Source organism: Methylobacterium sp. FW102-HT35C08, from assembly GCF_058790235.1.
Map to the genome: position 1 here is coordinate 3,239,834 of NZ_JBYTCL010000002.1, position 24,126 is coordinate 3,263,959.

Annotated in this window: 21 protein-coding genes; 10 read left to right on the forward strand and 11 right to left on the reverse strand. The window is 70.1% G+C overall.

The genetic code is table 11. The features are described from left to right. Positions 1 to 4 precede the first annotated feature (4 nt). The 11 genes from pufM to AC3WSN_RS15515 all read right to left on the reverse strand — a co-directional run bounded on the left by pufM (position 5) and on the right by AC3WSN_RS15515 (position 9,853). Positions 5 to 985 carry a photosynthetic reaction center subunit M gene (gene pufM / locus AC3WSN_RS15465; protein WP_192707670.1) on the reverse strand — a complete coding sequence of 327 codons (981 nt, stop codon included), beginning with the start codon at positions 983 to 985 and terminating at the stop codon, positions 5 to 7. Positions 986 to 1,062: 77 nt separating this feature from the next. Next, on the reverse strand, positions 1,063 to 1,887 hold the full coding sequence (pufL, locus tag AC3WSN_RS15470) for a photosynthetic reaction center subunit L (protein ID WP_192707669.1): 825 nt from the start codon (positions 1,885 to 1,887) through the stop codon (positions 1,063 to 1,065). Between the two features lie 81 nt (positions 1,888 to 1,968). After that, entirely contained in the window at positions 1,969 to 2,160 is a 192-nt protein-coding gene (gene pufA / locus AC3WSN_RS15475) for a light-harvesting antenna LH1, alpha subunit (protein WP_012319766.1), read from the reverse strand. A gap of 10 nt (positions 2,161 to 2,170) precedes the next feature. Continuing rightward, positions 2,171 to 2,407 (reverse strand): light-harvesting antenna LH1, beta subunit, encoded by a 237-nt coding sequence (gene pufB, locus AC3WSN_RS15480; protein WP_192707668.1) that lies wholly within the window; start codon positions 2,405 to 2,407, stop codon positions 2,171 to 2,173. Between the two features lie 127 nt (positions 2,408 to 2,534). Beyond that, positions 2,535 to 2,756, reverse strand: a complete 222-nt coding sequence (locus tag AC3WSN_RS15485; protein ID WP_492539074.1) for a hypothetical protein — start codon at positions 2,754 to 2,756, stop codon at positions 2,535 to 2,537. A gap of 35 nt (positions 2,757 to 2,791) precedes the next feature. Continuing rightward, positions 2,792 to 4,258, reverse strand: coding sequence for a chlorophyllide a reductase subunit Z (bchZ, locus tag AC3WSN_RS15490; RefSeq protein WP_492539076.1), 1,467 nt, complete (start codon positions 4,256 to 4,258; stop codon positions 2,792 to 2,794). After that, positions 4,258 to 5,787: a chlorophyllide a reductase subunit Y gene (gene bchY / locus AC3WSN_RS15495; RefSeq protein WP_492539078.1), complete on the reverse strand. Its 1,530-nt coding sequence runs from the start codon at positions 5,785 to 5,787 to the stop codon at positions 4,258 to 4,260. Before bchY ends, bchZ begins: the two co-directional genes overlap by 1 nt. A gap of 5 nt (positions 5,788 to 5,792) precedes the next feature. Continuing rightward, positions 5,793 to 6,797, reverse strand: coding sequence for a chlorophyllide a reductase iron protein subunit X (locus AC3WSN_RS15500; RefSeq protein ID WP_492539080.1), 1,005 nt, complete (start codon positions 6,795 to 6,797; stop codon positions 5,793 to 5,795). Further along, on the reverse strand, positions 6,794 to 7,732 hold the full coding sequence (gene bchC, locus AC3WSN_RS15505; RefSeq protein WP_492539082.1) for a chlorophyll synthesis pathway protein BchC: 939 nt from the start codon (positions 7,730 to 7,732) through the stop codon (positions 6,794 to 6,796). The genes AC3WSN_RS15500 and bchC overlap by 4 nt, the downstream gene beginning before the upstream one ends. Positions 7,733 to 7,826: 94 nt before the next feature. Further along, complete coding sequence (locus AC3WSN_RS15510) at positions 7,827 to 8,954, reverse strand: methyltransferase (protein WP_492539084.1); 1,128 nt, start codon at positions 8,952 to 8,954, stop codon at positions 7,827 to 7,829. A 29-nt stretch (positions 8,955 to 8,983) separates the two neighbouring features. Further along, positions 8,984 to 9,853, reverse strand: a complete 870-nt coding sequence (locus AC3WSN_RS15515) for a polyprenyl synthetase family protein (RefSeq protein WP_492539086.1) — start codon at positions 9,851 to 9,853, stop codon at positions 8,984 to 8,986. Positions 9,854 to 9,936: 83 nt separating this feature from the next. Here AC3WSN_RS15515 and crtD point away from each other — a divergent pair, with 83 nt between their 5' ends. The 10 genes from crtD to AC3WSN_RS15565 all read left to right on the forward strand — a co-directional run bounded on the left by crtD (position 9,937) and on the right by AC3WSN_RS15565 (position 24,058). Further along, complete coding sequence (gene crtD / locus AC3WSN_RS15520; RefSeq protein WP_492539088.1) at positions 9,937 to 11,496, forward strand: 1-hydroxycarotenoid 3,4-desaturase CrtD; 1,560 nt, start codon at positions 9,937 to 9,939, stop codon at positions 11,494 to 11,496. Next, positions 11,493 to 12,353: a carotenoid 1,2-hydratase gene (locus AC3WSN_RS15525; protein WP_492539090.1), complete on the forward strand. Its 861-nt coding sequence runs from the start codon at positions 11,493 to 11,495 to the stop codon at positions 12,351 to 12,353. Before crtD ends, AC3WSN_RS15525 begins: the two co-directional genes overlap by 4 nt. 468 nt (positions 12,354 to 12,821) lie before the next feature. Then, positions 12,822 to 14,060 carry a glycosyltransferase family protein gene (locus AC3WSN_RS15530; protein WP_192707659.1) on the forward strand — a complete coding sequence of 413 codons (1,239 nt, stop codon included), beginning with the start codon at positions 12,822 to 12,824 and terminating at the stop codon, positions 14,058 to 14,060. Beyond that, positions 14,057 to 15,337, forward strand: coding sequence for a glycosyltransferase family 4 protein (locus tag AC3WSN_RS15535; RefSeq protein WP_492539092.1), 1,281 nt, complete (start codon positions 14,057 to 14,059; stop codon positions 15,335 to 15,337). Before AC3WSN_RS15530 ends, AC3WSN_RS15535 begins: the two co-directional genes overlap by 4 nt. Continuing rightward, positions 15,325 to 17,274: a glycosyltransferase gene (locus AC3WSN_RS15540; RefSeq protein ID WP_492539094.1), complete on the forward strand. Its 1,950-nt coding sequence runs from the start codon at positions 15,325 to 15,327 to the stop codon at positions 17,272 to 17,274. Before AC3WSN_RS15535 ends, AC3WSN_RS15540 begins: the two co-directional genes overlap by 13 nt. Next, a complete protein-coding gene (locus tag AC3WSN_RS15545) occupies positions 17,271 to 19,112 on the forward strand; it encodes an ABC transporter ATP-binding protein (protein ID WP_492539095.1) in 1,842 nt (613 codons plus the stop codon). The genes AC3WSN_RS15540 and AC3WSN_RS15545 overlap by 4 nt, the downstream gene beginning before the upstream one ends. Further along, positions 19,112 to 19,978: a hypothetical protein gene (locus AC3WSN_RS15550; protein WP_492539097.1), complete on the forward strand. Its 867-nt coding sequence runs from the start codon at positions 19,112 to 19,114 to the stop codon at positions 19,976 to 19,978. The genes AC3WSN_RS15545 and AC3WSN_RS15550 overlap by 1 nt, the downstream gene beginning before the upstream one ends. Further along, positions 19,975 to 21,900 carry an ABC transporter substrate-binding protein gene (locus AC3WSN_RS15555; RefSeq protein ID WP_492539099.1) on the forward strand — a complete coding sequence of 642 codons (1,926 nt, stop codon included), beginning with the start codon at positions 19,975 to 19,977 and terminating at the stop codon, positions 21,898 to 21,900. Before AC3WSN_RS15550 ends, AC3WSN_RS15555 begins: the two co-directional genes overlap by 4 nt. Next, positions 21,897 to 22,913, forward strand: a complete 1,017-nt coding sequence (locus tag AC3WSN_RS15560; RefSeq protein WP_492539101.1) for an ABC transporter permease — start codon at positions 21,897 to 21,899, stop codon at positions 22,911 to 22,913. Before AC3WSN_RS15555 ends, AC3WSN_RS15560 begins: the two co-directional genes overlap by 4 nt. After that, positions 22,910 to 24,058: an ABC transporter permease gene (locus tag AC3WSN_RS15565; protein WP_492539102.1), complete on the forward strand. Its 1,149-nt coding sequence runs from the start codon at positions 22,910 to 22,912 to the stop codon at positions 24,056 to 24,058. The genes AC3WSN_RS15560 and AC3WSN_RS15565 overlap by 4 nt, the downstream gene beginning before the upstream one ends. The last annotated feature ends 68 nt before the right edge of the window (positions 24,059 to 24,126 follow it).

The following is a 24,126-nucleotide window of genomic DNA, read 5'->3' on the forward strand; positions in this document are numbered from 1 at the left end:
CTCCTCACGGCCTCGGGCCGGGTGCGAGATGGGCGGGATCCACGATCGGGCCGTAGACCTGCGGATACGAGGGCGCGACATGGTGCTTGACCGCCCAAAGGTACCAATTGTCCACCACGGTGCCGGTGAGCAGGATGCCGATGCCGCCGGTCAGCGTGGTCAGGACCGCGAACCACCAGGCCCAGCGATGGACCGATTCCATCGTGGCGTTGAAGCCCATGGTCCAGCGCCAGAACAGGGCGGCGCGCTCGGTGGCCGTGCCGCGGTCGACGATCTGGTCGATCTCGCGCTCGGCACCGTAGCGCGAGCAGGCCAGGATCGTGCCCCCGTGCATCGCGAACAGCAGCGTCGATCCGTAGAGGAACGTGATCGAGAGCATGTGGAACGGGTTGTAGAAGAGGTTTCCGTAGCGGAGCGAGAACGCCGCGGTCCAATCGAGATGCGGGAAAATTCCGAACGGCACGGCTTCCGACCATGAGCCCATCAGCAGCGGACGGATGAAGCCGAGGACCAGGTAGAGCCAGATCGCCGACGCAAAGGCCCACGGCACGTGGAGACCGAGGCCCAGCGCCTTCGCACGCTTGTAGAGGTGGACCCACCAGAGCAGGATCGACGCGGTCAGGAAGAAGCCGGCGATCAGCCACCAGCCGCCCTCGTTGAGCGGCGGCAGGACCTTCAAGCCGTATTTCGGCAGGGGCGGCTCAAGGGCGAGCCACGGCAATTGCCGGACGAACTGTATTGGGTCCCAGTTCACCGACGCCCACATGTTGAGACCGATGATCTCGAAGGCGATAACACCACAAGTGATCGACAAGGCCGCGATGTAGCCGATGTAGATCGGCCCGACCTGACTGTTGCCGATGAGCCCGAACAGGTAGCTGTTGAACGGCCTGCCCACGCGGTCGTCGGCCGCGACGGGGACGCCGTGCTCCGGCACGAGCGGGCGCACCTGAACCTGCGTGAAGATGTTCTGGTAATAGGCCATGGCCTGCCCTCCCCCGGAGTGCCGCGCGCTCGGCGGCGGCTCGCATCACCCGTGTCGTCTCGCCAAGCGTCGGCCGGTCATCGCCAGACCGGCAGGTTGAGCCACCAGCCCCACCATTGCGGCCAGCCCTGCGTCCAGAACGGCCCGCTGATCACGATGCAGACCGCGCTCCAGAACCCCGCCGAGAGGGCAAGGAACAGCCCGAGGCGGTGGATGCCGAGGGTGCCGATTGAGTAGCCGATCGTGTCGCGGAAGAACGTGTCCTCGTGCTCGGGCGTTTTCACGGTCTCGCCCTTCTTCGGGTTGGTCGCCGAGAGGATCAGGCCGCCGTGCATCGCCAGCGCCAGCGTGGTCGTGAAGAAGAACGTCACGGCCAGCATGTGCGCCGGGTTATAGTGGAAGTGTAGATACTGGTATCCGGTGTTCGATACCCAATCGAGATGGCTGAGGATGCCGTAGGGGAAGCCGTAGCCCCAGGCCCCCATCAGGAACGGGCGGATCACCACGAGGGTGAAATACGCGAAGATCGCCATCCCGAAGGCGACCGGCACGTGGTAGCCGATGCCGAGCTTGCGGCAGATCTCGACCTCGCGCAGAGCCCAGGACACGAACGAGCCGAGCGCGCAGAAGGTTATGATCTGCCAGAGGCCGCCGTCTTTCAGCGGTGCGAGCTTCAGCCCGTAGCTGATGTCGGGCGGCGCGATGTTGATCTGCCAGATGTTCCAGGTCGGCCCGATCGCCGCGCCGTAGATGACGAGCGCGGTGCCGAGCACCGTGAAGAACATTCCGACCACGCCGAAGAAGCCGACGAAGAACGGCCCGACCCAGAAGTCGAACAGGTCGCCGCCGAGCAAGGTGCCGCCGCGGACCCTGTATTTGCGCTCGAAGCTCAGCATCGCCATGGCGGCTGCTCCTCAGTCAGGCCGGAGAAGAGGAAGGATGGGGTGACCGCGGCCCTCGCGCGCCGCGGTCCGGACCGGCCGTCAGGCCGGCATCTGCGGCAGCGCGAGCGTGATGGTGTTCTCGGCGGCCTTGTTGTTGCGCGGACCGTCCAGCCAGTTGAACCGGTCGGTCGAGAGCAGGATGAAGTGGATCAGCAGCGCCAGGATGAAGAGGAAGGTGAACAGAGCCACCAGCGTGCGCCGCGGATCGAACAGCAACCAAACCTTGTGCATCCGATCCTCCTCAGCCGATCATCGTGACGAGGGCGTGGGCCGCGTCGCGAACGCCCTCGAGGGAGGCGTAGCCCTGCGGTCCAGGGAGCCATGGACGCCACAGCCAGACGAGGATGTGGGCGACCACGGCAATCGCCGTGAAGATGAGGAAGCTCGTCAGGAAGATCGCGTGGAACTCCTTGGCTTCCGGTTCCGTCAGCCCGGACAGGCTGCTCGGTCTTTCTGTCGTGATGGGTCCACTCGCCATCGTTCAGACCTCCGTGTGTTGGCCGCACCTCTGGCGAGGCGCGACGGGTTCAGCCGTGATGCCTGGCGGCGGTCACGGCCCGACTTCCCCCGCGTCACCGGACGGAAGTGTCTCGCTCAGGGGCGCATCAGCCCATGAAGGCGAAGGGAATCGCCTGAACCGCCATTGCGCGGGCCTCGCCGAACACCGAGCGGTGCGCCGGTGCGAGGCCCGGCCGGGCCGTCTCTCGGGCGGGCCTGAAGCGGTTCAGCGTCGCCGCGGCGAGGAAGAACGGGTAGGTGGCCGTCAGGATCAGCCGGAACTGAATCGCTTCCTGGTGCTGGCGGCCGGTCGGGACCATCGTTCGCATCGTCAGGTCTCCTCTGGGTGAAACGAAAGGGGCGCTCATGCGGGGATCCCCGCGGCGAGATCGGCCCGGGCCCGCGCCACATGGGCGGGCGCAACGGCGTCGGATTCGGTGTCGCGGGCGGCGCGCTCGGCGGCGTCGCGCAGGCGCTTGGCGGCGGAGATGCGGGCCAGCACCGGCTGCGCCTCGACCAGAGCGTCGAGGGCCTGTCGCGCCGCCTCGTCCCAGGGCAGCTCGGCGTGGCGCCGCGCCGGGGTCGCCTCGACTTTGTCCATGTCGCGGGCGAGCGGCAGGATGTGGAAGAGGGTGTCGAACAGGGCGTTGCAGACCTCCTGGACCAGGTAGGTCGCGCCGGCGTAGCCCATGAACGGCGTGCCGGTGTGCCGCCGGATAATCGCCCCGGGGAACGAGGCCGGGACGTAGGTCGCCCGGGCGCCGCACTCCGCGAGGTACATCCGCTCGTTGAACGAGCCGAACAGGACCAGCGGCGGCTTGGCGGCGATGGCGGCGCGGACGGCGGCATTGTCGGGCTTCAGCCCGGCCGAACGGCCGAAGGCGAAGTGGCAGGGCAGGCCCATCTCGTCTTCGAGGAAGTGGCGCACGCCCCGCGCGTAGGTCTCAGCTGCGACGATGCCGAAGCTCGCGGTGCCGAAGAAATCCTGCGTCACCGACCGCCACAGGTCCCAGACCGGCTTGATCGTGGTGTGGCGCTCACGCTCGATGAACGGCTCCGGGTCGAGGCCGAGGATTTCGCCGAGCGAGCGCAGGAACTTCGTCGTCGACAGGATGCCGATCGGCGCCTGCAGGTAGGGCCGCTCGAGATCCTCACAGAGCAGGCGGCCGAACTCCCGGTACAGGCAGACATTGGCGTCTGCGTTGACGAGCTTGGGCACGTCGGCGAGGTGCGCGCCGAGCGGGAAGGTGAGGTTCACCTCGGCGCCGATCCCCTCGACCAGCCGCCGGATCTCGGCGAGGTCGGAGGGCATGTTGAAGGTGCCGTAGGCCGGGCCGATCAGGTTCACCCGCGGCTTCTCGCCGGGCTTCTTCTCCGGCCGGGCCGGGATGCCCTTCTTGGCGAACTTCTTCGCCCCGTATTCCTGCCAGAGCCAGCGCATGGCCCGGTCGGCGGCCTGCCACTGATCCTCGTCGATGGTGCGCGGCAGGAAGCGCTGGAGGCCGGTGCCCTCCGGGGTCACGCCGCCGCCGATCATCTCGGCGATGGAGCCGGTGACCACCACGCTCGGCTGGCCCGGATCGAGGGTGGCGTGGGCGCGCTTCATGGCACCCTCGGTGCCGTGGCGGCCGAGTTCCTCCTCGGCGAGGCCGGTCACGACGATCGGCAGCTCGTGCGGCGGCAGCGCGTCGGTGTAGTGTAGCACCGAGGTGACCGGCAGGTTCTCGCAGCCGACGGGACCATCGATGACGACCTGCAGGCCCTTGATCGCCGTGAAGACGTAGACCGCGCCCCAGTAGCCGCCGGCCCTGTCGTGATCGAGGATGAGCATCAGGCCATCTCCCCGATCGGCTTCTTGGGGCCTTCGATCTTCGGTCCCTGGCGCTTCTGCGGCACGTCCTGCCAGACGCCCGCGGCGTGGCCGGTGCCGACGCCCTCGAAGAAGTCGCGCATGGCGTCGAACCGCGCCCGGTTGCCCAGGGCGGCGTTGATCACCGTGGCAAGCGAGCCGGCGCCGGCCGCACCCATCAGTGGGCGCGCCGAGATCAGGTTCGTGAAATAGAGGGCCGGCGTGCCGCGCTCCTTCGCCCGCTGCACCACCGGCGTCGTGCCGATGGCGAGGTCGGGCTTCAGCGATTCGAGGGCGAACAGGTCATCCTCGAGCGAGGCCCGGTAACGCACCTGCGTGCCGCGGGATTCGAGCCAGTCGCGGTCGGCCTCCGACCAGGGCGTGCGCGGGCAGGCGGTGCCGACATATGGAACTTCGGCGCCGCTCTCGACGAGGAGGCGGGCCACGAGCAATTCCGAGCCTTCGTACCCGGACAGCGTGATCCGGCCTTTGATCGGCATCGCGCCGAGCGCCCCGCGGATGCCGGGCAGGATCCGGTTCTTGGCCGCCTCGACGGTGGCGCGGGCAACCCCGCAGGCTTCGCCGATCCGGTCGAGCCAGTCGGCGGTGCCATCGATGCCGACCGGAGCGGAGCCGACGACCGGGCGGCCCGCCGCCTCGAACTCACGGATCGAGGCCGTGTAGAACGGATGGATTGCCGCCACTGCCGCGCAGTCGAGGGCGGCGTACAGCTCGCGCCATTCCCGTGTCGGAACGACCGGTCCGGCGGCGAGGCCGAGCGGCTCCAGGAGCGATCCGATCACCACCGGGTCGGCGGGAAACACCTCGCCGAGGAGCGCCACGCTCGGCCGCTCGGAGCGGCCGCCGCGAGGTGCTGCCACCGGGCCCTGCTCGGCCTCCGCGCGGGCGACCTTCAGCATGGCGCCGGCCAGCACGTCCTTGGCCTCGGCATGGGTCGGTACGCCGAATCCCGGCACATCGATGCCGATCACCCGGACGCCGTCGATCTCCTTCGGCAGCAGCCGGAGGGGCACGCCGGAGGCGGTCGGGACGCAGAGGTTGATGACGACGACGGCGTCGTAATCTTCCGGCTTCGCGGTGGCGTGGACTGCCTCGCGGATGTCCTCGAACAGCTTGCCGGTGACGAGCGTCTCCGAGTTGAACGGCACGTAGCCGACGCTCCGCTTCGCCCCGTAGAAATGGGACGTGAAGGTCAGGCCGTAGACGCAGCACGCAGAGCCGGAGAGGATCGTGGCGGTGCGGCGCATGCGCAGGCCGACGCGTAGCGAGCCGAAGGCCGGGCACATGCTCTGCGGCTGGTCGTGCGGGCCCTGCGGATAGTCAGCCCGCAGCTGCGCCAGCGTCTCCGACATCCCCGCGGCTTCCGCGGCCGCCACCATCGCGTCCTTCCCGGCATGGCAGCCGAGGCCGTCGCCTTTCGTGGCGGCGAGGTCGATGGTGGCCGGCGCCTTCCGGGCCCGCAGATCGGCGATGTCGAGGGAGACGGCCATGCGCGTCAGACCTCGTCGTAGACGACTTCGAGGGACGGCTTGGCCACGTGGGCGACGCCGCACATGTCCTCGTGGGTCGCCGGGACCAGCACGACGTCGCGGCCGGTGGTCTCGCTGGAGAACAGGCCGAGCAAGCCGTCCTGCGAGAGCGGCGTCGGGCGGTGCGGCGCGGCGTCCGCGACGTTGGCGGCGAGTTCCGCGAACAACGCCCCCCAACGCCCGTCCGGCTTGCCGATGATCTCGTAATTGGCGCTCTTGCGCCGGATATCCTCGTCGGCCGGGATCGAGGCCAGGACCGGGATGCCGGCGGCGTCCGCGAAGGCCTGCGCCTCGCCGGTGCCGTCATCCTTGTTGATCACCAGACCGCCGACGCCGACATTGCCGCCGAGCTTGCGGAAATACTCCACCGCCGAGCAGACGTTGTTGGCGACGTAGAGCGATTGCAGGTCGTTCGAGCCGACGACGATGACCTTCTGGCACATGTCCCGGGCGATCGGCAGGCCGAAGCCGCCGCAGACCACGTCGCCGAGGAAGTCGAGCAGGACGAAGTCGAAGCCCCACTCGTGGAAGCCGAGCTTTTCCAGCAGCTCGAAGCCGTGGATGATGCCGCGCCCGCCGCAGCCGCGCCCGACCTCGGGACCGCCGAGTTCCATCGCGTAGACGCCGTCGCGCTTGAAGCAGACGTCGCCGATCGCGACCGCCTCACCAGCGAGCTTCTTCGTAGTCGAGGTCTCGATGATGGTCGGGCAGGCCTTGCCGCCGAACAGCAGCGAGGTGGTGTCGCTCTTCGGATCGCAGCCGATCAGCAGGACCTTCTTGCCCTGCTGGGCCATCATGTAGCTGAGATTGGCCAGCGTGAACGACTTGCCGATGCCGCCCTTGCCGTAGATCGCGATGATCTGCGTTTCTTTCTTCGCTGGTGCGGTAGCGACTGCATCGGGCTCGATCGCGGCCTCGGCGCGGAGCTGGGTCGCTTGGGACAGGGCGGCCTTGTTGAGCTGAACGTTCACGCGGCGTCCCTCCAGTCGAGGATCATCTTCAGGCAGGCGGGATCGGCGAAGGCGGTGCGGTAGGCACCTTCGGCCTCCGCCGCCGGCGCGCGATGGGTGATCAGCCCGTCGAGCGAGAGCTGGCCGCCGTCGATCAGCATCGTCACGGCGGCGAGATCCTCGGGCCGGAACTCTGCGGAGATCCTAATCCGCGCCTCGCGCATGAAGGCGGGCGGAAAGGCGAAGCTGAGGGGCGCCTCGTAGAACCCGGCGAGCACGATCTCGCCTCCGGGAGCGAGCCGGGCGATCAGGGTATCGAGACCGTCGGCGTTGCCGCTCACGTCGGTGATGACCGCGTAGTCGCGTCGCGGATCGTCCGCCGGCACCAGGACCGTGTAGCCGAGCGCCCCGGTGCTGCGCGCCGGATTCGTCTCCCAGACGGTCGGCTCGGCGCCCGCAGCTAGGGTCAGCCGGGCCAGCAGCCGGCCGAGCACACCGTGGCCGACGATGAGAGGCGTCGAGCCGGGCCGGATCCCGCCGAGGGCCCGGTAGGCAGTCGCCGCCAGGGCGAGCAGGCAGGCTCGGTCGCCGAGGGCGGCGTCCACCGGTATGAGCCGTCCAGCCGGTGCGACGAGATGCGAGGCGGCGCCGCCAAACAGGCCCCGGACGGAGCCGAAGCAGCGTGCGCCCGGGACGTAGACGGTCTGGCCGACCCGAACCAATCCGCCCGCATCAGACTCGATTACCGTGCCCACGGATTCGTAGCCGGGAACCAGGGGATATCCCATGCCGGGAAACGGCGGCATCCGGCCCGACCAGAGGAGCCGCTCGGTGCCGGTGCTGATCCCGCTCCATGTGACCGCAACGACCGCGTCGGTCTCAGCCGGCGGCGTCAGTGCGACGTGCTTGATCGCGAGATGCTCCGGACTTTCGAGAATGACGGCCAAAGCATCCATGGCTGGGATCTTCCGCCCGACGTTGCGCGACTCTCGCCGATGCGAAGCCGCTGAGTGTCATCCTAGATAGACATATGTAAGCGTCAAGACATACCTACAAATCAGCGCTCGATTTTTGGGCGATCAGCACGCGGGTGAGCAGCGGGCGCCGGGTTTTGGGCTCGCGGACAGCGGTAAATCCCGCCTCGCGCAACATGGCGCGAAGCTCTTCGACGCGACGGGGCCGTCCTGAACCCATGGCAAGCAGGTAGAAGCCGAAATACGCGTCGCCGACGGGTTCGGCGCCCGGAGTGCCGGCCATGGGCTCCGCAAGGATCAGGATCCCGCCGGGCGCCAGAGCGGTGTGCGCCGCCGCGAGCAGAGCCTGGGCAGGGGCGTCGTCGTGATCGTGGACGATCCGGACCAACGAGATCGCGTCAGCTCCGGTCGGCAATCCGCCGTGAAAATCGCCGCCGCAACAGGTGATCCGCTCGCCGAGACTGAGGCGCGCGAGGCGGTTCTGAGCGCGGTCCGCCACGGCGGGAAGGTCGAAGAGCGTCAGCCTTTGGGTGGCGTGCCGGCGGGCAATCGCCTGGAGGAACGCGCCCTCGCCGCCGCCGACATCCATCAGGTGTCCGACCCGCGAGAGGTCGCAGACGTCGAGCACGTCCTCGGCGATCATGGCCTGGGAGGCGCCCATGAGGCCGCTGTAGGGCGCGACGCTCTGCGCATCGCCCGCGCCGCCGTTGGCGTAGGGCCAGTAGCCGGAGAGCCGGGTCGGCGGCGACTGTCCGCGCAGCAGCGCCACCGGATCCGCGAGATCGGCGTAGAGGAGCGCGTGGTGCTCGATCATCGCGGCGACGCCCGGATTTCCGACGAGCGCGGCGCCGAGATCCGCGAGTGCGAACCGATCATCCGACACCGCGCGCACCAGCCCGAGTGATTCGGCGGCCCGTAGCAGGCGGCGCGCGGCGTCCGGTGACAGGTCGATGCGGAGGGCCAGCGTTGCGACCGAGAGCGGCCCTTCGGCGAGGATCCCGAACAGATCGAGCCGGATGCAGGCCGTGAGCACCTGCGCGTAGACGAAGCCGGCGCAGAGATCGAACAGGGCCCGGGTGTTTCGCCGGGCAATCCGACGGGTCAGAGGAAAGCCCGCCGCCCAGCGCTGGAAGCGCGGGCTCGACACAAGGCGGTTGCGCCACGCCAGCCATCGGTCTCCGAGGGCAGTCGGACGTGGCGCCAAGGCCGTGACCCTTGGGAGCGGGCCGGCGCTCAGGCCACCACCGCCCGCAGGCTCGCCGGCAGGAAAAGCCGCGCCTGCGCCTCGATCTCGGAGGTGAGTGCGGCCGCGCCGGGACAGGCCGGAATTGCCGCCACAGCCTCGCGGGTCAGCCGCGACAGGCAATCCAGCGCTCCGCCGGTACCGAGCAGCGCCGCGGCATTCGGTCGGCCGAGGGTCGCGTCGCGCCCGGCCGGCTTGCCGATCTCCTCCTGGCGGCAGGCGACGTCGCGCAGGTCGTCGGCGACTTGGTAGGCCTCGCCGAGGCATTCACCGAGCCTGCGCCACGGCTCCGGCTCGGCTCCGGCGGCTGCGGCGCCCGCCACCGTCGCGGCCGCGAACAGGGCACCGGTCTTCGCCTGCTGATAGTCGCTGAGGCTGACATGCGCCTCCGACTCCCAGGCCTGCCCCGCCGCGATGCCGGACGGCGAGCCTGCCGCACGTCCGAGCAAGCCCACGAGCCGTACGAGCCGCCCTGGGTGAGGACCGGCGGCGCGCGCCAAGGTCTCGAAGGCCAACACGATGAGGGCGTCGCCCGTCAGCACCGCGATGGGCTCTCCGAAGGCGACGTGGATCGAGGGCTTCTGCCGACGCATCGGCGCGTCGTCGAAGCAGGGAAGGTCGTCGTGGACCAGGGAGGCGCAGTGGAGAAGCTCGATTGCCGCTGCGGCCGCCTCGGAGCCGCCCGGATCGTCGTCGCCGCAAGCCTGGGCCACCGAGAGGCAGAGGCGCGGGCGGATGCGGTGCCCGCCGGGAAAGACCGCGTAGCGGAGAGCTTCCGCGAGGAGCGGCGGCGCACCCGGCGCCTCCGCGTGCGCCACGGCGCGATCCAGGGCGATCTCGATTCGCCGACCCGATTCCATCGCGTTGCCTCCCGTGTTGTATGCGGTTGTCAGCAACAAGTGTCATTTCTTATTGACACTTGCAGCGTCACAGATCAATCCCGATGAGGGCCGGAAGCGAGGCGACCGTGGCGCAGGAGCGCGTCATCGTTATTGGAGCGGGCATCGGCGGCCTCGCCGCTGCGCTGCGGCTCGCCCATGCCGGGCTCGACATCCTTGTGCTCGAGCGCGGTGCGGCGCCCGGAGGCAAGATGCGCGCGGTTCCGGTCGGGACCTGCGCCGTCGAGGCGGGACCGACCGTCCTGACGATGCGTTGGGTTTTTGAGGCCCTGTTCCACGAGTGCGGCGCGGACCTTGCTGACAGGATCGCGCTGACACGGGCCGATCTTCTCGCGCGTCATGCCTGGAGCCGCGACGAGCGGCTGGATCTCTTCGCCGACATCGAGGCTTCGGCCGACGCGATCACGGCCTTCGCGGGCCCGCGGGAGGCCGAAGGGTACCGGCGGTTCTGCGCCCGCTCGGCCGAGGTTTACCGGACGCTGGAAGGTCCGTTCATCCGGGATGGCCGGACCAGTCCGGCCGGCCTCGCCCAGCGGGTCGGGTTCTCGGGTCTCGGCGACCTCTGGCGGATCCAGCCCTTTGCCACTCTATGGTCCGCGCTCGGCACGTTCTTCCGCGATCCCCGGTTGCGGCAGCTGTTCGGCCGTTACGCAACCTATTGCGGCGCCTCGCCGTTCACTGCTCCCGCGACCCTGATGCTCGTCGCCCATGTCGAGCAAGCCGGCATCTGGACCGTGGACGGCGGCCTGAGCGCGCTGGCCCGGGCTGTGGCGGATCTCGCCGTGGAACGGGGCGCCGCATTCCGGTACGGCGCCCATGTCGACCAGATCGTCGTGGAGCGGGGCCGGGCCGCGGGTGTGGTCCTGGCCGACGGCGAGCGGATCCCGGCCGACCGGATCGTCTCCAACGCCGACTGCGCGGCCCTGGGCGCCGGGCTTCTCGGAGGCGATGCCGTATCCGCCGGCGAGCGCCTCGCACCGGCCGAGCGCTCGCTCTCGGCCGTGACGCTGTGCGCAACCGCAATCCCGACGGGTTTCCCCCTCGCTCACCACTCCGTGTTCTTCTCGCGGGACTACCGCGCCGAGTTCGACGCGATCCTGCGCGCGCGCCGGCTGCCCGACGACCCGACGGTCTACATCTGCGCCCAGGACCGAACCGATGCCGGGCCGCCGCCGCCCGGGCCCGAACGCCTGCTGATGCTCGTCAACGCCCCGGCGGATGGCCGGGACCGCCCGCTCACGCCCGTGGAGATCCGGACATGCGAGACGAATCTGTTGCGCCGGCTCGAAGCCTGCGGGCTGACGCTGGAATCGACATCCGGTCCGGTCACGACGACGCCGCGGGAGTTCGAGACGCTGTTCCCGGGTACGGGGGGCGCCCTCTATGGGCGGGCGGCCCAGGGCTGGGCGGCGACGTTCAAGCGGGCCGGCGCACGGACGGGCGTTCCGGGCCTCTACTTGGCGGGAGGCTCGATCCATCCCGGCCCGGGCGTTCCGATGGCGGCGCAGTCGGGCCGGCTGGCGGCCACCGCGATCCTGGACGACCTCGCTTCGACGGCGCGGTCGCGCGGGGCGGCTACGCGTGGTGGTATGTCGATGCGGTGAGCGACGACGGCCGGCAGGGCCTGACGATCATCGCGTTCATCGGCAGCGTGTTCTCGCCCTACTACGCGTGGAGCGCCGAGAAGGACCCCTTCGCGCATTGCGCGATGAACGTGGTCCTGTACGGCGACCGGAGCCGCTTTTCCATGACCGAGCGCCGCGCCGCCAGCCTCGATCGCGGCCCGGACCACATCGCGATCGGGCCGAGCGCGATGACCTGGGACGGCACGGCGCTGACGGTCCGGATCGACGAACGCGGCGCACCGCTGCCCTACAGGCTGCGCGGCTCAATCCGGCTGGAGCCGCGGGGCTTCACAGAGGGACCGTTCCACCTCGACCGGGCCGGGCGCCACCGGTGGTGGCCGATGGCACCGTCCTCCCGCGTCGAAGTCGCTTTCGAGCAGCCGGACCTTCGCTGGCGCGGGAGCGGCTACTTCGACACCAACGATGGCGACGAGCCCCTGGAGGCGGCCTTCTCGCGGTGGACGTGGTGCCGGGCCGAGCTGCCGGACGGCGCCACCATCCTGTACGATGTCCAGCACCGTCAGGGCGGCGGTCAGAACCTGTCGCTGCGCTTCGCCACTGACGGCAGCCGCCGCGAGATCCGCCCGCCCGCGCCCGCGGCCCTGCCGGCCACCAAGTTCTGGCGGATGGCGCGGGAGACCCGCAGCGACGACGGCCGCTCGCGGGTGCTCACGACCTTCGAGGACACACCGTTCTACGCGCGCTCGCTGCTGGCCTCGACGCTTGGCGGCGAGCCGGTGCGGGCGATGCACGAGAGCCTGTCGCTGGACCGGTTCCGCAACCCGCTGGTCCGGCTGATGCTGCCGTTCCGGATGCCACGGCCGCTGCCGCGTTAGGCAAACGCGCTCCGACCGAACTTTCGCTTCCTGTCGCTGTGCTCCGGCAGTCCCGGCGACGCCGGTCGCGCTCGGGCAGATTGCTCAATGCCCTTCTCCCTATCGGAGAGTTCATTCGCTCACCCCGTCATTCCGGGTCCGCGCAGCGGAGCCCGGAATCCAGACCCCCCGACGCGCCAAAGCTTTACACGGACAGCGGTTCTGGATTGCCCGCCTCCGGCGTGCCCCTCCGGATCCGGGCTCGACTTCGGCGCCCCGGAAAGACGGCGTGTCTCGCCGCTCGTCAAACGTCTACGTCACGTGGATTTCGGAGCGGATTCTCATCCTCGCTGGCGAGTGAGTTGCATTTCGCCACGCGCGTGACCCGCGGCGCGCCAGCCAGCGACCGCGCTGTTTGCCGTGCGGCCCGGCTTGTGCGAGAGGGCGGCGGCTGCGATCCTTGCGCCGTCAAACGGGGCGGTCTCCTTGATGCGAGTGGACGAGGCGTCTCCCGCCCCACGCGTCCTGATCTACAGCCACGACACCTTCGGGCTCGGCCATCTGCGGCGCTCGCGGGCGATCGCCAACGCGATCGTCGCGCGCAACCGGGGGGCGCGGGCGACGATCGTGTCGGGCTCGCCGGTGATCGACCGTTTCGGATTCGCGCCGGGTGTGCGCACGGTCCGGCTGCCGCCGGTGACGAAGTTCCGCGACGGCGGCTATGCGAGCCTCGACGCCGACATCCCCCTCGCTCGGACGGTCGCACAGCGATCGACGACCATCGTGCGGGCCTGCGAAGACTTCAGGCCCGACCTCGTCATCGTCGACAAGGAGCCCGCGGGCTTCCACGGCGAATTGATGCCGGTGCTCGAAGCGGCCGCGAGCCGCGGGATCCGGCTCGTCCTCGGCCTGCGCGACGTGCTCGACGATGCCGACCGCCTCGTTCCCGAATGGGAGCGCAAGGGTGCGGCCGAGACGATGGCGCGCTTCTACGACGAGATCTGGGTCTACGGCCTCAGCCGCATCCACGAGCCGCTGGCGGCATTGCCGATGGAGGCGGAGATGGCCGCGCGGATCGGCGAGCGCCTGATCTACACCGGCTATCTCCGCCGGGCGCTGCCCGAGCGGCGTGCCGACCGGGATGAGCCGGCCATCGCGGCCGGCCCGTTCATCCTCGTGACACCGGGGGGTGGCGGCGACGGCGCGGCGCTCATCGACTGGGTGATCGGCGCCTACGAGATCGATCCCGGGATCCCCCTCCCCGCCCTCATCGCATTCGGCCCCTTCCTCGATGCGGAGACCCGCGAGCGCTTCAGTGCGCGGATCCGCCGGCTCGCCGGACGGATCTCCGCGATCACCTTCGACAGCGAGATCGAGTTTTTGATGCGCAAGGCGTCCGGCGTGGTGGCGATGGGCGGCTACAACACCTTCTGCGAGATCCTGTCCTTCGACCGGCGCGCCATCCTTGTCCCGCGCACCGAACCGCGGCGGGAACAGGCGATCCGCGCGCAGGCGGCTGAGCGGCTGGGGCTCGTCCGGGTTCTGATGGAAGCTGACGGCCGGGCGCCGGAGCGCATGGCTGCGGCCTTGCGCGCCCTGCCGGATCAGTCCGAGCCGTCGCGGGTCTTGGTTCCGGGCCTGCTCGACGGTCTCGACGCGGTCGCCCGCAGGGTTCGGGCCCTGGCGGGCGCCACTTCGGAGTCCTCCTGCGTGCGGGCGTTCTCGTGAAGCCCGTGCGAGTCGCCGTGGTGCTCAAGGGCTACCCGCGGCTGTCCGAAACCTTCATCGCGCAGGAACTGCTCGCCCTCGAACAGCGCGGCCTGCCCCTGGAGATCTGGTCGTTGCGCCGCCCGACCGATCGGGCGCGGCACCCGATGCACACGCAGATCCAGGCGCCGGTCGCCTACCTTCCCGAATATCTTCGCGACGCGCCGCTGCGCGTGCTCGCCGGCTTGGGCGCCGCGCTTCGGCGACCGCGCTTCCCGGCGCTTCTCACGCTGTTCGCCCGTGACTTCCGGCGCGACCCGACCGCCTCGCGAATCCGGCGGCTCGGGCAGGCCCTGGTCCTCGCGCGGGAACTGCCCGCCGACGTGGCGCATCTCCACGTACATTTCCTTCACACGCCCGCCAGCGTCGCCCGCTATGTCGCGCTTCTGACCGGCCGCGGCTGGAGCTTCTCCGCCCACGCCAAAGACATCTGGACGACCCCGGACTGGGACTTGCGCGAGAAGCTCACCGACGCCGCCTGGGGCGTGACCTGCACCCGCGACGGGCTCGCACGCCTCGATCACCTGGCGCCGGGTCGGACGCTGCTCGCCTATCACGGCCTCGACCTCGGCCGTTTCCCCGTCCCGCCCGCGACGCGCGCACCCCGTGACGGTTCGGATCCCGCGGCGCCGCTCCGGCTCCTCTGCGTCGGCCGACTCGTCGCCAAGAAGGGGCATGACGACCTGATCGACGCCGTGGCCGCCCTGCCCGCGAGCCTCCACTGGTGCCTCGACCTGATCGGCAACGGAGAGACTCGGCGCGCCCTGGAGGCGCAGGTCGAGGCGCGCGGCCTGTCGGGACGGGTGTCGTTCCTCGGGTCCCTGGCGCAGCCCGACGTGATCGCCGCCATGCGCGAGGCGGACCTATTCGTGCTGCCAACCAAGCCCGCGCCCGGCGGAGATCGGGACGGGCTGCCGAACGTGCTCATGGAGGCCGCGAGCCAGGATCTGCCGATCCTCGCGACCGGCTTCGCGGGGACGCCGGAATTCCTCACCGACGGGGTGCACGGCGTGCTGGTCGAGCCCGGCGCGCCGGCGGCTCTGGCAGCCGCCATCGAACGCCTGGCCCGTGAGCCGGCCCTGCGCCGGCGCCTGGGTGAGGCCGCGCGGGCACGGCTCGTGCAGGACTTCTCGGAGGAAGCCGCGATCGACCTGATCGCCGGCCGGCTTCGTGCCTCTGCGGGGCTCGGAGCCGCCGCCTCGGCGAGCGAACGGGAATTGTCCGCGTGCGCGTCCTGATCGCGGTGACGCATCTCCTCGGCGCCGGCCATCTCACCCGCGCCGCCGCCCTCGCCCGCGCCTTCGTCGAGGCCGGGCACGACGCGATGCTGGTGTCCGGCGGTGTTCCAGCCCCGATGGTGCGGCTCGACGGCGTGCGCCTCGTACAATTGCCGCCGCTGCACGTCGCCGGGACGGCTTTCGCGATGCCGCTCGGCCCGGATGGCGAGCCGGCGGATGCGGCGCTGCTGGATTCCCGCTGCGCCCTGATGACCGAGGCCCTGGCGTCGTTTCGGCCGGACGCGGTCATCACCGAGCTGTTCCCGTTCGGCCGCCGGGCGCTCGCCAGCGAGTTCATCGCCCTGGTGGAGGCCGCCCGCGCCTCAAGCCCGCGCCCGCTCGTCCTCGCCTCCGTGCGGGACATCCTGGTCGCCTCGTCCAAGCCGGAGCGGATCGCCGAGGCGCATGACCGCGTGGCGGCGCTCTACGATGCCGTCCTGGTCCACGGCGATCCGGCGCTGGTGCCGCTCGACGCGTCCTGGCCGCTCGACGGCCGGACACGCGCGATGATACGCTACACCGGGTACGTCGACGAGGGCAGCCGCCCGGCCCCGGCCGCCGCGCGCGCGGGTGTGCTGGTGGCCGCGGGGTCGGGGCCGGCCGGGCTGCTCCTGCTGCGCGCGGCCGCGGAGGCCGCCCGGCGGCGGCCCGACCTCGGCTGGCAGATCCTGGCCGGGCACGGCGTCCCGGAGCCGGATCTACGCGCGATCGGACGCGCACTGCCGAAGGGCGTGCTCGGCCGCGCCCGGCCCGATTACCGCAGCCTGCTGGCGGCGGCGGCACTCTCGGTGAGTCAGTGCGGCTACAACACCGCCACGGATCTGCTCGCCACCAGGACGCCGGCTGTGCTGGTTCCGTTCGAGGCCGGGGATGAGACCGAGCAGCGACTGCGCGCCGAGCGCTTGGCCGCCCACGGCATCGCCGAGGTCCTGCCGGAGGCGGATCTCACCGCGGACACCCTGCTCCGCGCGGTCGAGGCTCGGAGCGTCGCGCCGGCGCCAGACGCCCATGGCTTCGATCTCGGAGGCGCTCGTCGCTCGGTCGAGATCACGGCGGCGCTGCTCGCCAACCTCCAGCGCATGTCGCGGGGGCCCGCGGCGGGCGCCGGATCGGATCCGTTGGACCGCGCCTTGAACGAGGCCGCGTCGCGCGGCAGGCAGATCCATTTCTTCTGGCGCGACGACGACGCGGTCACCGCGACGCCGGCCCTCGACCGGCTGCTCGCGCTCGCTGCGGCCCACGCCGCGCCGCTCCTGCTCGCCGCCATACCGGCCGGAATCGAGCCCGCCCTCGGCCGCCGGCTCGCCGCGGCTCAGAACGTGAGCGTTGCGGTTCACGGCCTCGCGCATCGCAATCACGCGCCCAGCGGTGAGAAACCCGCAGAGTTCGGCGCGCACCGGCCACACGTCGAACTCCTGGCCGATGCCGTGGCCGGCCTTCGCCTCGCGCGGGAGCGCGTGCCCGGTCCGATCCTGCTGCCGGTTTTCGTGCCCCCTTGGAACCGGCTAGCGCCGACGCTGGCGGCCGCCCTGCCGGATCTCGGCTATCGCGGCCTCTCCGCGGTGCCCGGGGCGTCCGTCCCGGGCCTCCGCCGCATCGACGCGACGCTGGATCCGATCGACTGGCGTGGGTCCCGGTCGCTGCGGGATCCAGAGGCGTTGCTGCGCGATCTGGCCGCCGACATCGCTCGCGAACCTGGCCGGCCAGTCGGCCTGTTGACCCACCATCTCGCTCATGACCCGGCGATCTGGGACTTCGTGGAGGCGCTGCTGTTACGTCTCCTCAAGCATCCCGCAATCCGCGCGCTCGATCCGCGCGAGCTTTTCGACGATGCCGCAATGGACACCACAAGTCCGGCGCCGCATTCTTCAGTCCCACAGATCGCGAGGACTGGTTGAGCCCGCTGCTGTCCATTCGCGACCTCGCCGTCGCCTTTCGAACCGAATCCGCACCGTTCGAGGCCCTGCACGGTCTGTCCCTCGATGTCATGCGCGGGCGCACCCTGGCGCTTGTCGGCGAGTCCGGATCGGGAAAGTCCGTGACCGCGCAGGCGATTCTTCGGATCCTGCCGCCTTCTGCGTCCATCACCCGCGGCCAGATCCTGTTCCGCGATGGTACCGCGGAGACAGACATCGCCCGGCTCCCCGCCGAGGGGGCGGCGATGCGGGCGATCCGTGGGCAGCGCATCGCGATGATCTTCCAGGAGCCGATGACCTGCCTGTCGCCGCTGCACACGATCGGCGACCAGATCGGCGAGGCTTTGCGCATCCATACCGGCGTCGACCGGCGGGAGGCCGACGCGCGGACCCAGGAAGCACTAGCCCGGGTCGGCTTCCCGGATCCGCGCCGGGCCCTGAAGACCTACCCGTTCGAGCTGTCCGGCGGCCTGCGCCAGCGCGCCATGATCGCCATGGCGCTGATCCTGAAGCCGGCCCTCCTGGTCGCCGACGAGCCGACCACGGCGCTCGACGTTACCACCCAGGCCCAGATCCTCGCCCTACTCGCCCGTCTCCAGGAGGAGACTGGGATGGCGATCCTGCTGATCACCCACGATCTCGGCGTCGTCGCCAACATCGCCCACGACGTGGCGGTCCTGTATCGCGGCCGCCTGGTGGAGGCCGGCCCGCGCGACACGGTCATGCGCACGCCGGGCCACGCTTATCTGCGCGCGCTGCTCCACGCGGTTCCCCGGTTCGACATGGCGCCGGGCGAGCGGCTCACGCCGATCCGTCCGGCCCGGGCCGAGATCCCGCCGGTGCAGGCGCGACCGCCGCTCGCAGGTCCGCTCCTGCAGGTCGAGGGCGTCAGCAAGACCTTCACGCTGCGTGCCGGCCGCTTGTGGCAGAAGCCCCGTCTGGTCCATGCGGTCTCCGACGTCTCGCTGAGCCTCGCGGCGGGCCAGACCCTCGGGCTCGTGGGCGAATCCGGTTCCGGCAAGACCACGGTCTCCAAGATGATCATGCGAGCGCTCCAGCCGGATTCGGGGCGCATCCTGTTCGACGACGGCACCGGCCCAAGGGACGTCCACACCCTGAGCGGCGATGCTCTGTTCGCCTACCGGCGCACGGTGCAGTTCGTCTTCCAGGACCCCTACGCCTCGCTCGACCCGCGCATGACGGTCCGGCAGATCCTGTCCGAGCCGATGGAGATCCACGGCGTCCCCGCCGCCGAGCGGCGGGAGCGCTGCCGGGCGCTGATGGCGATGGTCGGCCTCGACGCAGCCGGCCTCGGCCGCTACCCGCACGCCTTTTCGGGCGGCCAGCGCCAGCGCATCGGCATCGCGCGGGCGCTGGCCGCGAAGCCGCGGCTGCTCGTCCTCGACGAGCCTGTCTCGGCCCTTGACGTCTCTGTGCAGGCGCAGATCCTGAATCTGCTCAAGGATCTTCAGGCAGCACTGGGCCTGTCCTACCTCATCGTCTCCCACAACCTGGCAGTGATCGACTACATGGCGGATACGATCAGCGTGATGTGCCGCGGCCGGATCGTCGAGGAGGCCCCTCGCGCCGCCCTGTTCCGCCACCCGGTCCATCCCTACACGCGGGCGCTGCTGGCGGCGGTGCCCGATCCGAGCCTCGACCACCCGCTCGATTTTGCTGCGATCACGGGCGAGCAGAACGATCCCTCGCGTTGGGCCGAGCCCTACCGGCTTGGGGCCGACGAGGCCGGCACCATGCAGGCGATCGAAGCCGGCCACCGCGTCCGCTTCGGTACGGCCCGCGCGGCGGAGGCGGCGTGATGCAGCCGCGGCCGCCCGTCTATCTGGAGCGCCTACGTCGCAAGGTGCTGTCGCCCCTGTTCGACCGCCTGGGCTACGATCTCGTTCCGGCCGCGCCGGACTGGAGCCATCGTCCGACCTCGCCGCGCGAGGTGACGACGCTGCTAGAATCCGCGGCGGCGATCTTGGAGCGCGACCTCGCGGCCGCCGGGATCCCCGCGGGCGGCGACCTTCTCGAGCAGGTGCAGACGTTCTGGGACCTGATCCCGTCCGCCCCGGTCCGCCAGCGCCGCGGCGGCAGCGGCTTCAACGGCGCCCTCCAGCTCTATGTCGCGATGCGGGCGCTGGAGCCGGATTACGTCATCGAATCCGGCGTCTTCCGCGGGCTCACCACCTGGGTGATCCGACAGGCCTGCCCGCACGCCAGGATCTTCTGCCACGACCCGGACCTCTCGGGCCTCCAGTACCGCGACCCGCAGGCCCGCTACAGCACCGCCGACTGGTCCACTGCCGACTGGTCCATGCTCGATCCGGCCGCCACCGTGGCGTTCTTCGACGACCATGTCGCCCAGGGGCGGCGGGTGGTCGAGGCGCAGGCGCGCGGACTGACGCGCCTCCTGTTCGACGACGACGCCGCCGGGCACCGGATCCACGCCCATGGCGGCCCGGCGCATCCGACCATCGCGATGATCACCGGACCCGAGCGCAGCCCGGAGCCGATCCGCTGGACCCGGAACGGCCGCGCGTTCGAGCAGCCGGCCGACGACGCGCTCGTCCGGCAGGCGGCCGGGCTGATCTTACGGTCCCACGCCTTCGACGACCTTCACCGCGCCACCGGCTACTCGCCGGCGCGGCTCACCTCGGTAACGCTGCGGAGTGGCCCGTGAGCGGTCCGGACGCGCGCAAAGGTGCCCCGCCTCGCGGACGGAGCGCCGGCGGCGTGTCCCGCCGCGCCCTCCTGTCCGGTCTCGGCGCCTCCGTTCTGTGGCCCCGGGCGGGCTGGTCTGATGCGGAGGCACCTGCCCCTCCGACCTCCCCGCTGGTTGTCGATCTCACCGCCCATGGGCGGCAGCTCGGCACCACCGGCGGGACGATCCGGACGCTGATCGCAAAGGCGAGGGACGTCCGCTACCTGTCGGTCTACGGTTACACGCGGCTCGTCGGCTACGATGCCGACCTCAATCTCCGGCCCGACCTGCTGGAGCGGGTCGATGTCGAGGGCGGACGCTTCACCTTCACCCTCCGTAAGGGCCACCGCTGGTCGGACGGGCACCCGTTCACCACGGAGGATTTCCGCTATTATTGGGAGGACGTCGCCAACGAGAAGGCGATGAGCCCGGAAGGACCGCCCGCCTTCTTCCTGGTCGACGGCAAGCCGCCGCAGGTCGAGTTCCTCGATCCGCTCACAGTCCGCTACAGCTGGGACCGGCCGAATCCGACCTTCCTCCCGGCGCTCGCCGCGCCGCGCGACCCGCTGATCTACCGCCCGGCCCATTACCTGAAGCCGTACCATGCCCGCTACATCGGCAAGGACGCGGCCGAGGCGAAGGCCAAGGCGCAGAAGCTGCGCAGCTGGGCGGCGCTGCATAACCGCCTCGACGACAATTACGAGCTGAACAACCCGGACTGTCCGACCCTCCAGGGATGGGTGCCGCGCACCCGGTCGCCGGCGACTCGATTCCGCTTCGATCGGAACCGCAGCTACCACCGGGTCGACACGGCCGGCACGCAGCTGCCCTATGTCGACACCCTCGTGATGGATGTCGCCTCGCAAGGGCTGCTGGTCGCCAAGACCAATGCCGGCGAGGCCGACCTGATGTTCCGCGGCCTGGCGATGCCCGACATCCCGAGCCTGAAGGAGGGCGAGAAGGCGCACCAGTACCGGACCAACCTGTGGCCCGTGGCCCGCGGATCGGAGATCGCGCTCTACCCGAACCTCACCACGGCAGACCCGGTCTGGCGCGCCCTCAATCGCGACGTCCGCTACCGCCACGCCCTGTCGCTCGCCATCGACCGGCGGACGCTGAACAACACGCTGCTGTTCGGCATCGGCACGGAGGGCAACGATACGATCGTGCCGGAGAGCCCTTTGTTCTCGCCGGAGCTGCGGACCCTGAACGCCGGCTACGATCCCGCGCAGGCCTCGGCGCTGCTCGATGCAATCGGACTGACCGGCCGCGACGGCTCCGGCACGCGCCTGTTGCCGGACGGCCGCGCCCTCGAGCTCGTCGTGGAGAGCGACGGCGAGGCCGAGATGGTGCTCGACGCGCTGCTGCTGATCACGGAGTTCTGGCGCGAGGTCGGCATCCGCCTGATCACCAAGCCCCAGGAGCGCACGAACCTGCGCCGACGCTCCATCGCCGGCATGACGATCATGGTCGCCGCGCAGGGCCTCGACCTCGCGGTCCCGACCGCGATCATGCCGCCCACGGAGCTGAGCCCGGCCCAGCCGGAGCACTACGCCTGGCCGCTCTGGAGCCTGAACGTCGAGAGTCGCGGCAAGAGCGGGCAACCCTGCGACGTCCCGGACGTGCAGCGGCTGATCCAACTCGACCGCGCGTGGCGCGAGACCGACGATTCCGGGAAGCAGGCCGACATCTGGCGCGAGATGCTGATGAACCACGCGCGCAACACCTGGGTGATCGGCACGGTGGCGGGCGCGCTTCAGCCGGTGGTCGGGGCCGACCGCCTGATCAACCTGCCGAAACGCGCCCTCTATTCCTGGGAGCCCACCGCGATGATTGGTGTTCAGCGCCTCGACGAGCTGTTCTGGGATAAGGGCGCCGACAAGCGCGCGGAGGTCCGGTGATCGTCCAGATCCTCCGGCGCCTGGTGACGATGGCGCTGACGCTCCTCGTCATCTCGGCGCTCGTCTTCGTCATCATCAAGCTGCCGCCGGGGGATTACCTCACCAACCGGATCATGGAGCTGCGCGCCACAGGGGATGCGGGCTCGGTGGCCAAGGCCGAACTACTCATCAGCCAGTACGGCCTCGATCGGCCGGTCTGGCAGCAATACCTGATGTGGATCGGCGCCATGCCGGGCCCGGCCGGGTTCTCCGGCCTGCTGCAAGGCGACTGGGGCTGGTCGTTCGAGTACGACAAGCCGGTGGCGGAGGTCGTCGGCGATGCGCTCTGGCTGACGCTGCTGATCAACATCACCGCCGTGATCTTCGTGCACGTCGTGGCGATTCCGGCCGCGATCTACTCGGCGACGCATCGGCACACGTTCGGCGACGCGGTCGTGACGCTCCTGGGCTATGTCGGCCTGGCCTTGCCGGGCTTCCTCCTCGCGCTGATCCTGCTGTTCTACACCAACCGATACTTCGGACTCTCGATCGGGGGCCTCTACGATTCGGCCCTGACAAACCAGCCCTGGACCTGGACCAAGGTCCGCTCGCTGCTCGCGCACCTGATCGTGCCGACGCTGGTGATCGGGCTGGGCGGCACCGCGGCGATGATCCGGCGTATGCGCGCCAACCTCCTCGACGAATTGGCGAAGCCCTATACGGTCACCGCCCGCGCCAAGGGTCTTCCGCCGCTGCGGGCGCTGTTGAAATACCCGTTCCGGATGTCGCTGAACCCGTTCGTGGCCGATATCGGCAACCTGTTGCCGCACCTCGTCTCCGGATCCGTGCTGGTGTCCCTGGTGCTGAGCCTGCCGACCGTGGGGCCGCTGCTCCTCGACGCCCTGCGCAGCCAGGATCAGTTCATGGCCGGGTTCATCCTGATGTTCGTCGCCGCGCTGACGCTAATCGGCATGTTGATCTCGGACGTGACCCTCGTCTGGCTCGATCCCCGCATCCGCATGGGCTTACGATGACCGACGCGGCCCCCGTAGCCGGCCACTTCGTCGATCCCGCGCCGTTCGAGTCGGAGGCGCGGGCCGAGAGTTCGACCGGCAGCGCATCCGCGTGGCGGCTGATCCTGCGCAAGTTCCTGCGCCACCGCCTGGCGGTTGCGTCGGCGCTGATCCTGCTCGCCCTGTACGCCACAGTGCCGTTCGTAGAGGTGCTGGCCCCCTACGGCCAAGCGCGGCGCAACGGCGACTTCCTCTACGCGCCGCCTCAGGGTGTTCACCTCTTCCACGAAGGGCGGTTCGTCGGCCCGTTCGTGTACCCGTATCGGGCCCATCTCGACCTCGACACGTTCCGCCGGGACTACGTCGTCGACACGCGGACGCCTCAGGCCCTGCGCTTCCTCTGCCGGGGTGACGGCTACGACTGGCTCGGCCTCGTGCGCACCGATCTCCACCTCGTCTGTCCGCCCGAGACCGGAACGCTGTTCCTGCTCGGCACCGACAAGCTCGGGCGTGACCTGTTCTCGCGCCTGATCTACGGGGCCCGGATCTCCCTCACCATCGGCCTCGTCGGCGTCGCGATATCCTTCTCCCTCGGCCTGCTGTTCGGCGGGATCGCGGGCTATTTCGGCGGATTGGTCGATGCCGGGGTGCAGCGGCTCATCGAGGTGGTGCGGTCCCTGCCCGAGCTGCCGCTGTGGCTCGCGCTCTCGGCCGCGCTGCCGCCGAACTGGAGCCCGCTCCTCGTCTTCTTCGGCATCACGGTGATCCTCGGCCTGCTCGACTGGCCGGGCCTCGCCCGGGCCGTGCGCGGCAAGCTCCTCGCGCTGCGCGAGGAGGATTTCGTCCAGGCCGCCGAGCTGATGGGTGCCTCGCCCACCCGCGTGATCGGCCGCCATCTGATCCCGAACTTCATGAGCCACCTGATCGCGTCGGCAACCCTGTCGATCCCGACCATGATCCTCGGCGAGACCGCCCTCTCCTTCCTGGGTCTTGGCCTCCGGCCGCCGGTGACGAGCTGGGGCGTCCTCCTCAACGAGTCGCAGAATTTGGCTGCAGTGCAGCTCTACCCGTGGCTGCTGCTGCCGGTTCTTCCGGTCCTCGTGACGGTGCTGGCCTTCAACTTCCTGGGAGACGGTCTGCGCGACGCCGCCGATCCGTATCACTGAGGCACGCGGTTGGCGGGCTCACCGGACTCGGCTTCGGTCGACAGCAACGCCATGATTGCGAGCGAAGC

Excerpts from the sequence above, each read along its gene's own strand:
- pufM (WP_192707670.1), bottom strand. The coding sequence starts at position 985 with ATGGCCTATTACCAGAACATCTTCACGCAGGTTCAGGTGCGCCCGCTC.
- pufL (WP_192707669.1), bottom strand. The coding sequence starts at position 1,887 with ATGGCGATGCTGAGCTTCGAGCGCAAATACAGGGTCCGCGGCGGCACC.
- pufA (WP_012319766.1), bottom strand. The coding sequence starts at position 2,160 with ATGCACAAGGTTTGGTTGCTGTTCGATCCGCGGCGCACGCTGGTGGCT.
- pufB (WP_192707668.1), bottom strand. The coding sequence starts at position 2,407 with ATGGCGAGTGGACCCATCACGACAGAAAGACCGAGCAGCCTGTCCGGG.
- AC3WSN_RS15485 (WP_492539074.1), bottom strand. The coding sequence starts at position 2,756 with ATGCGAACGATGGTCCCGACCGGCCGCCAGCACCAGGAAGCGATTCAG.
- bchZ (WP_492539076.1), bottom strand. The coding sequence starts at position 4,258 with ATGCTCATCCTCGATCACGACAGGGCCGGCGGCTACTGGGGCGCGGTC.
- bchY (WP_492539078.1), bottom strand. The coding sequence starts at position 5,787 with ATGGCCGTCTCCCTCGACATCGCCGATCTGCGGGCCCGGAAGGCGCCG.
- bchC (WP_492539082.1), bottom strand. The coding sequence starts at position 7,732 with ATGGATGCTTTGGCCGTCATTCTCGAAAGTCCGGAGCATCTCGCGATC.
- AC3WSN_RS15515 (WP_492539086.1), bottom strand. The coding sequence starts at position 9,853 with ATGGAATCGGGTCGGCGAATCGAGATCGCCCTGGATCGCGCCGTGGCG.
- crtD (WP_492539088.1), top strand. The coding sequence starts at position 9,937 with ATGAGGGCCGGAAGCGAGGCGACCGTGGCGCAGGAGCGCGTCATCGTT.
- AC3WSN_RS15530 (WP_192707659.1), top strand. The coding sequence starts at position 12,822 with ATGCGAGTGGACGAGGCGTCTCCCGCCCCACGCGTCCTGATCTACAGC.
- AC3WSN_RS15550 (WP_492539097.1), top strand. The coding sequence starts at position 19,112 with ATGCAGCCGCGGCCGCCCGTCTATCTGGAGCGCCTACGTCGCAAGGTG.
- AC3WSN_RS15565 (WP_492539102.1), top strand. The coding sequence starts at position 22,910 with ATGACCGACGCGGCCCCCGTAGCCGGCCACTTCGTCGATCCCGCGCCG.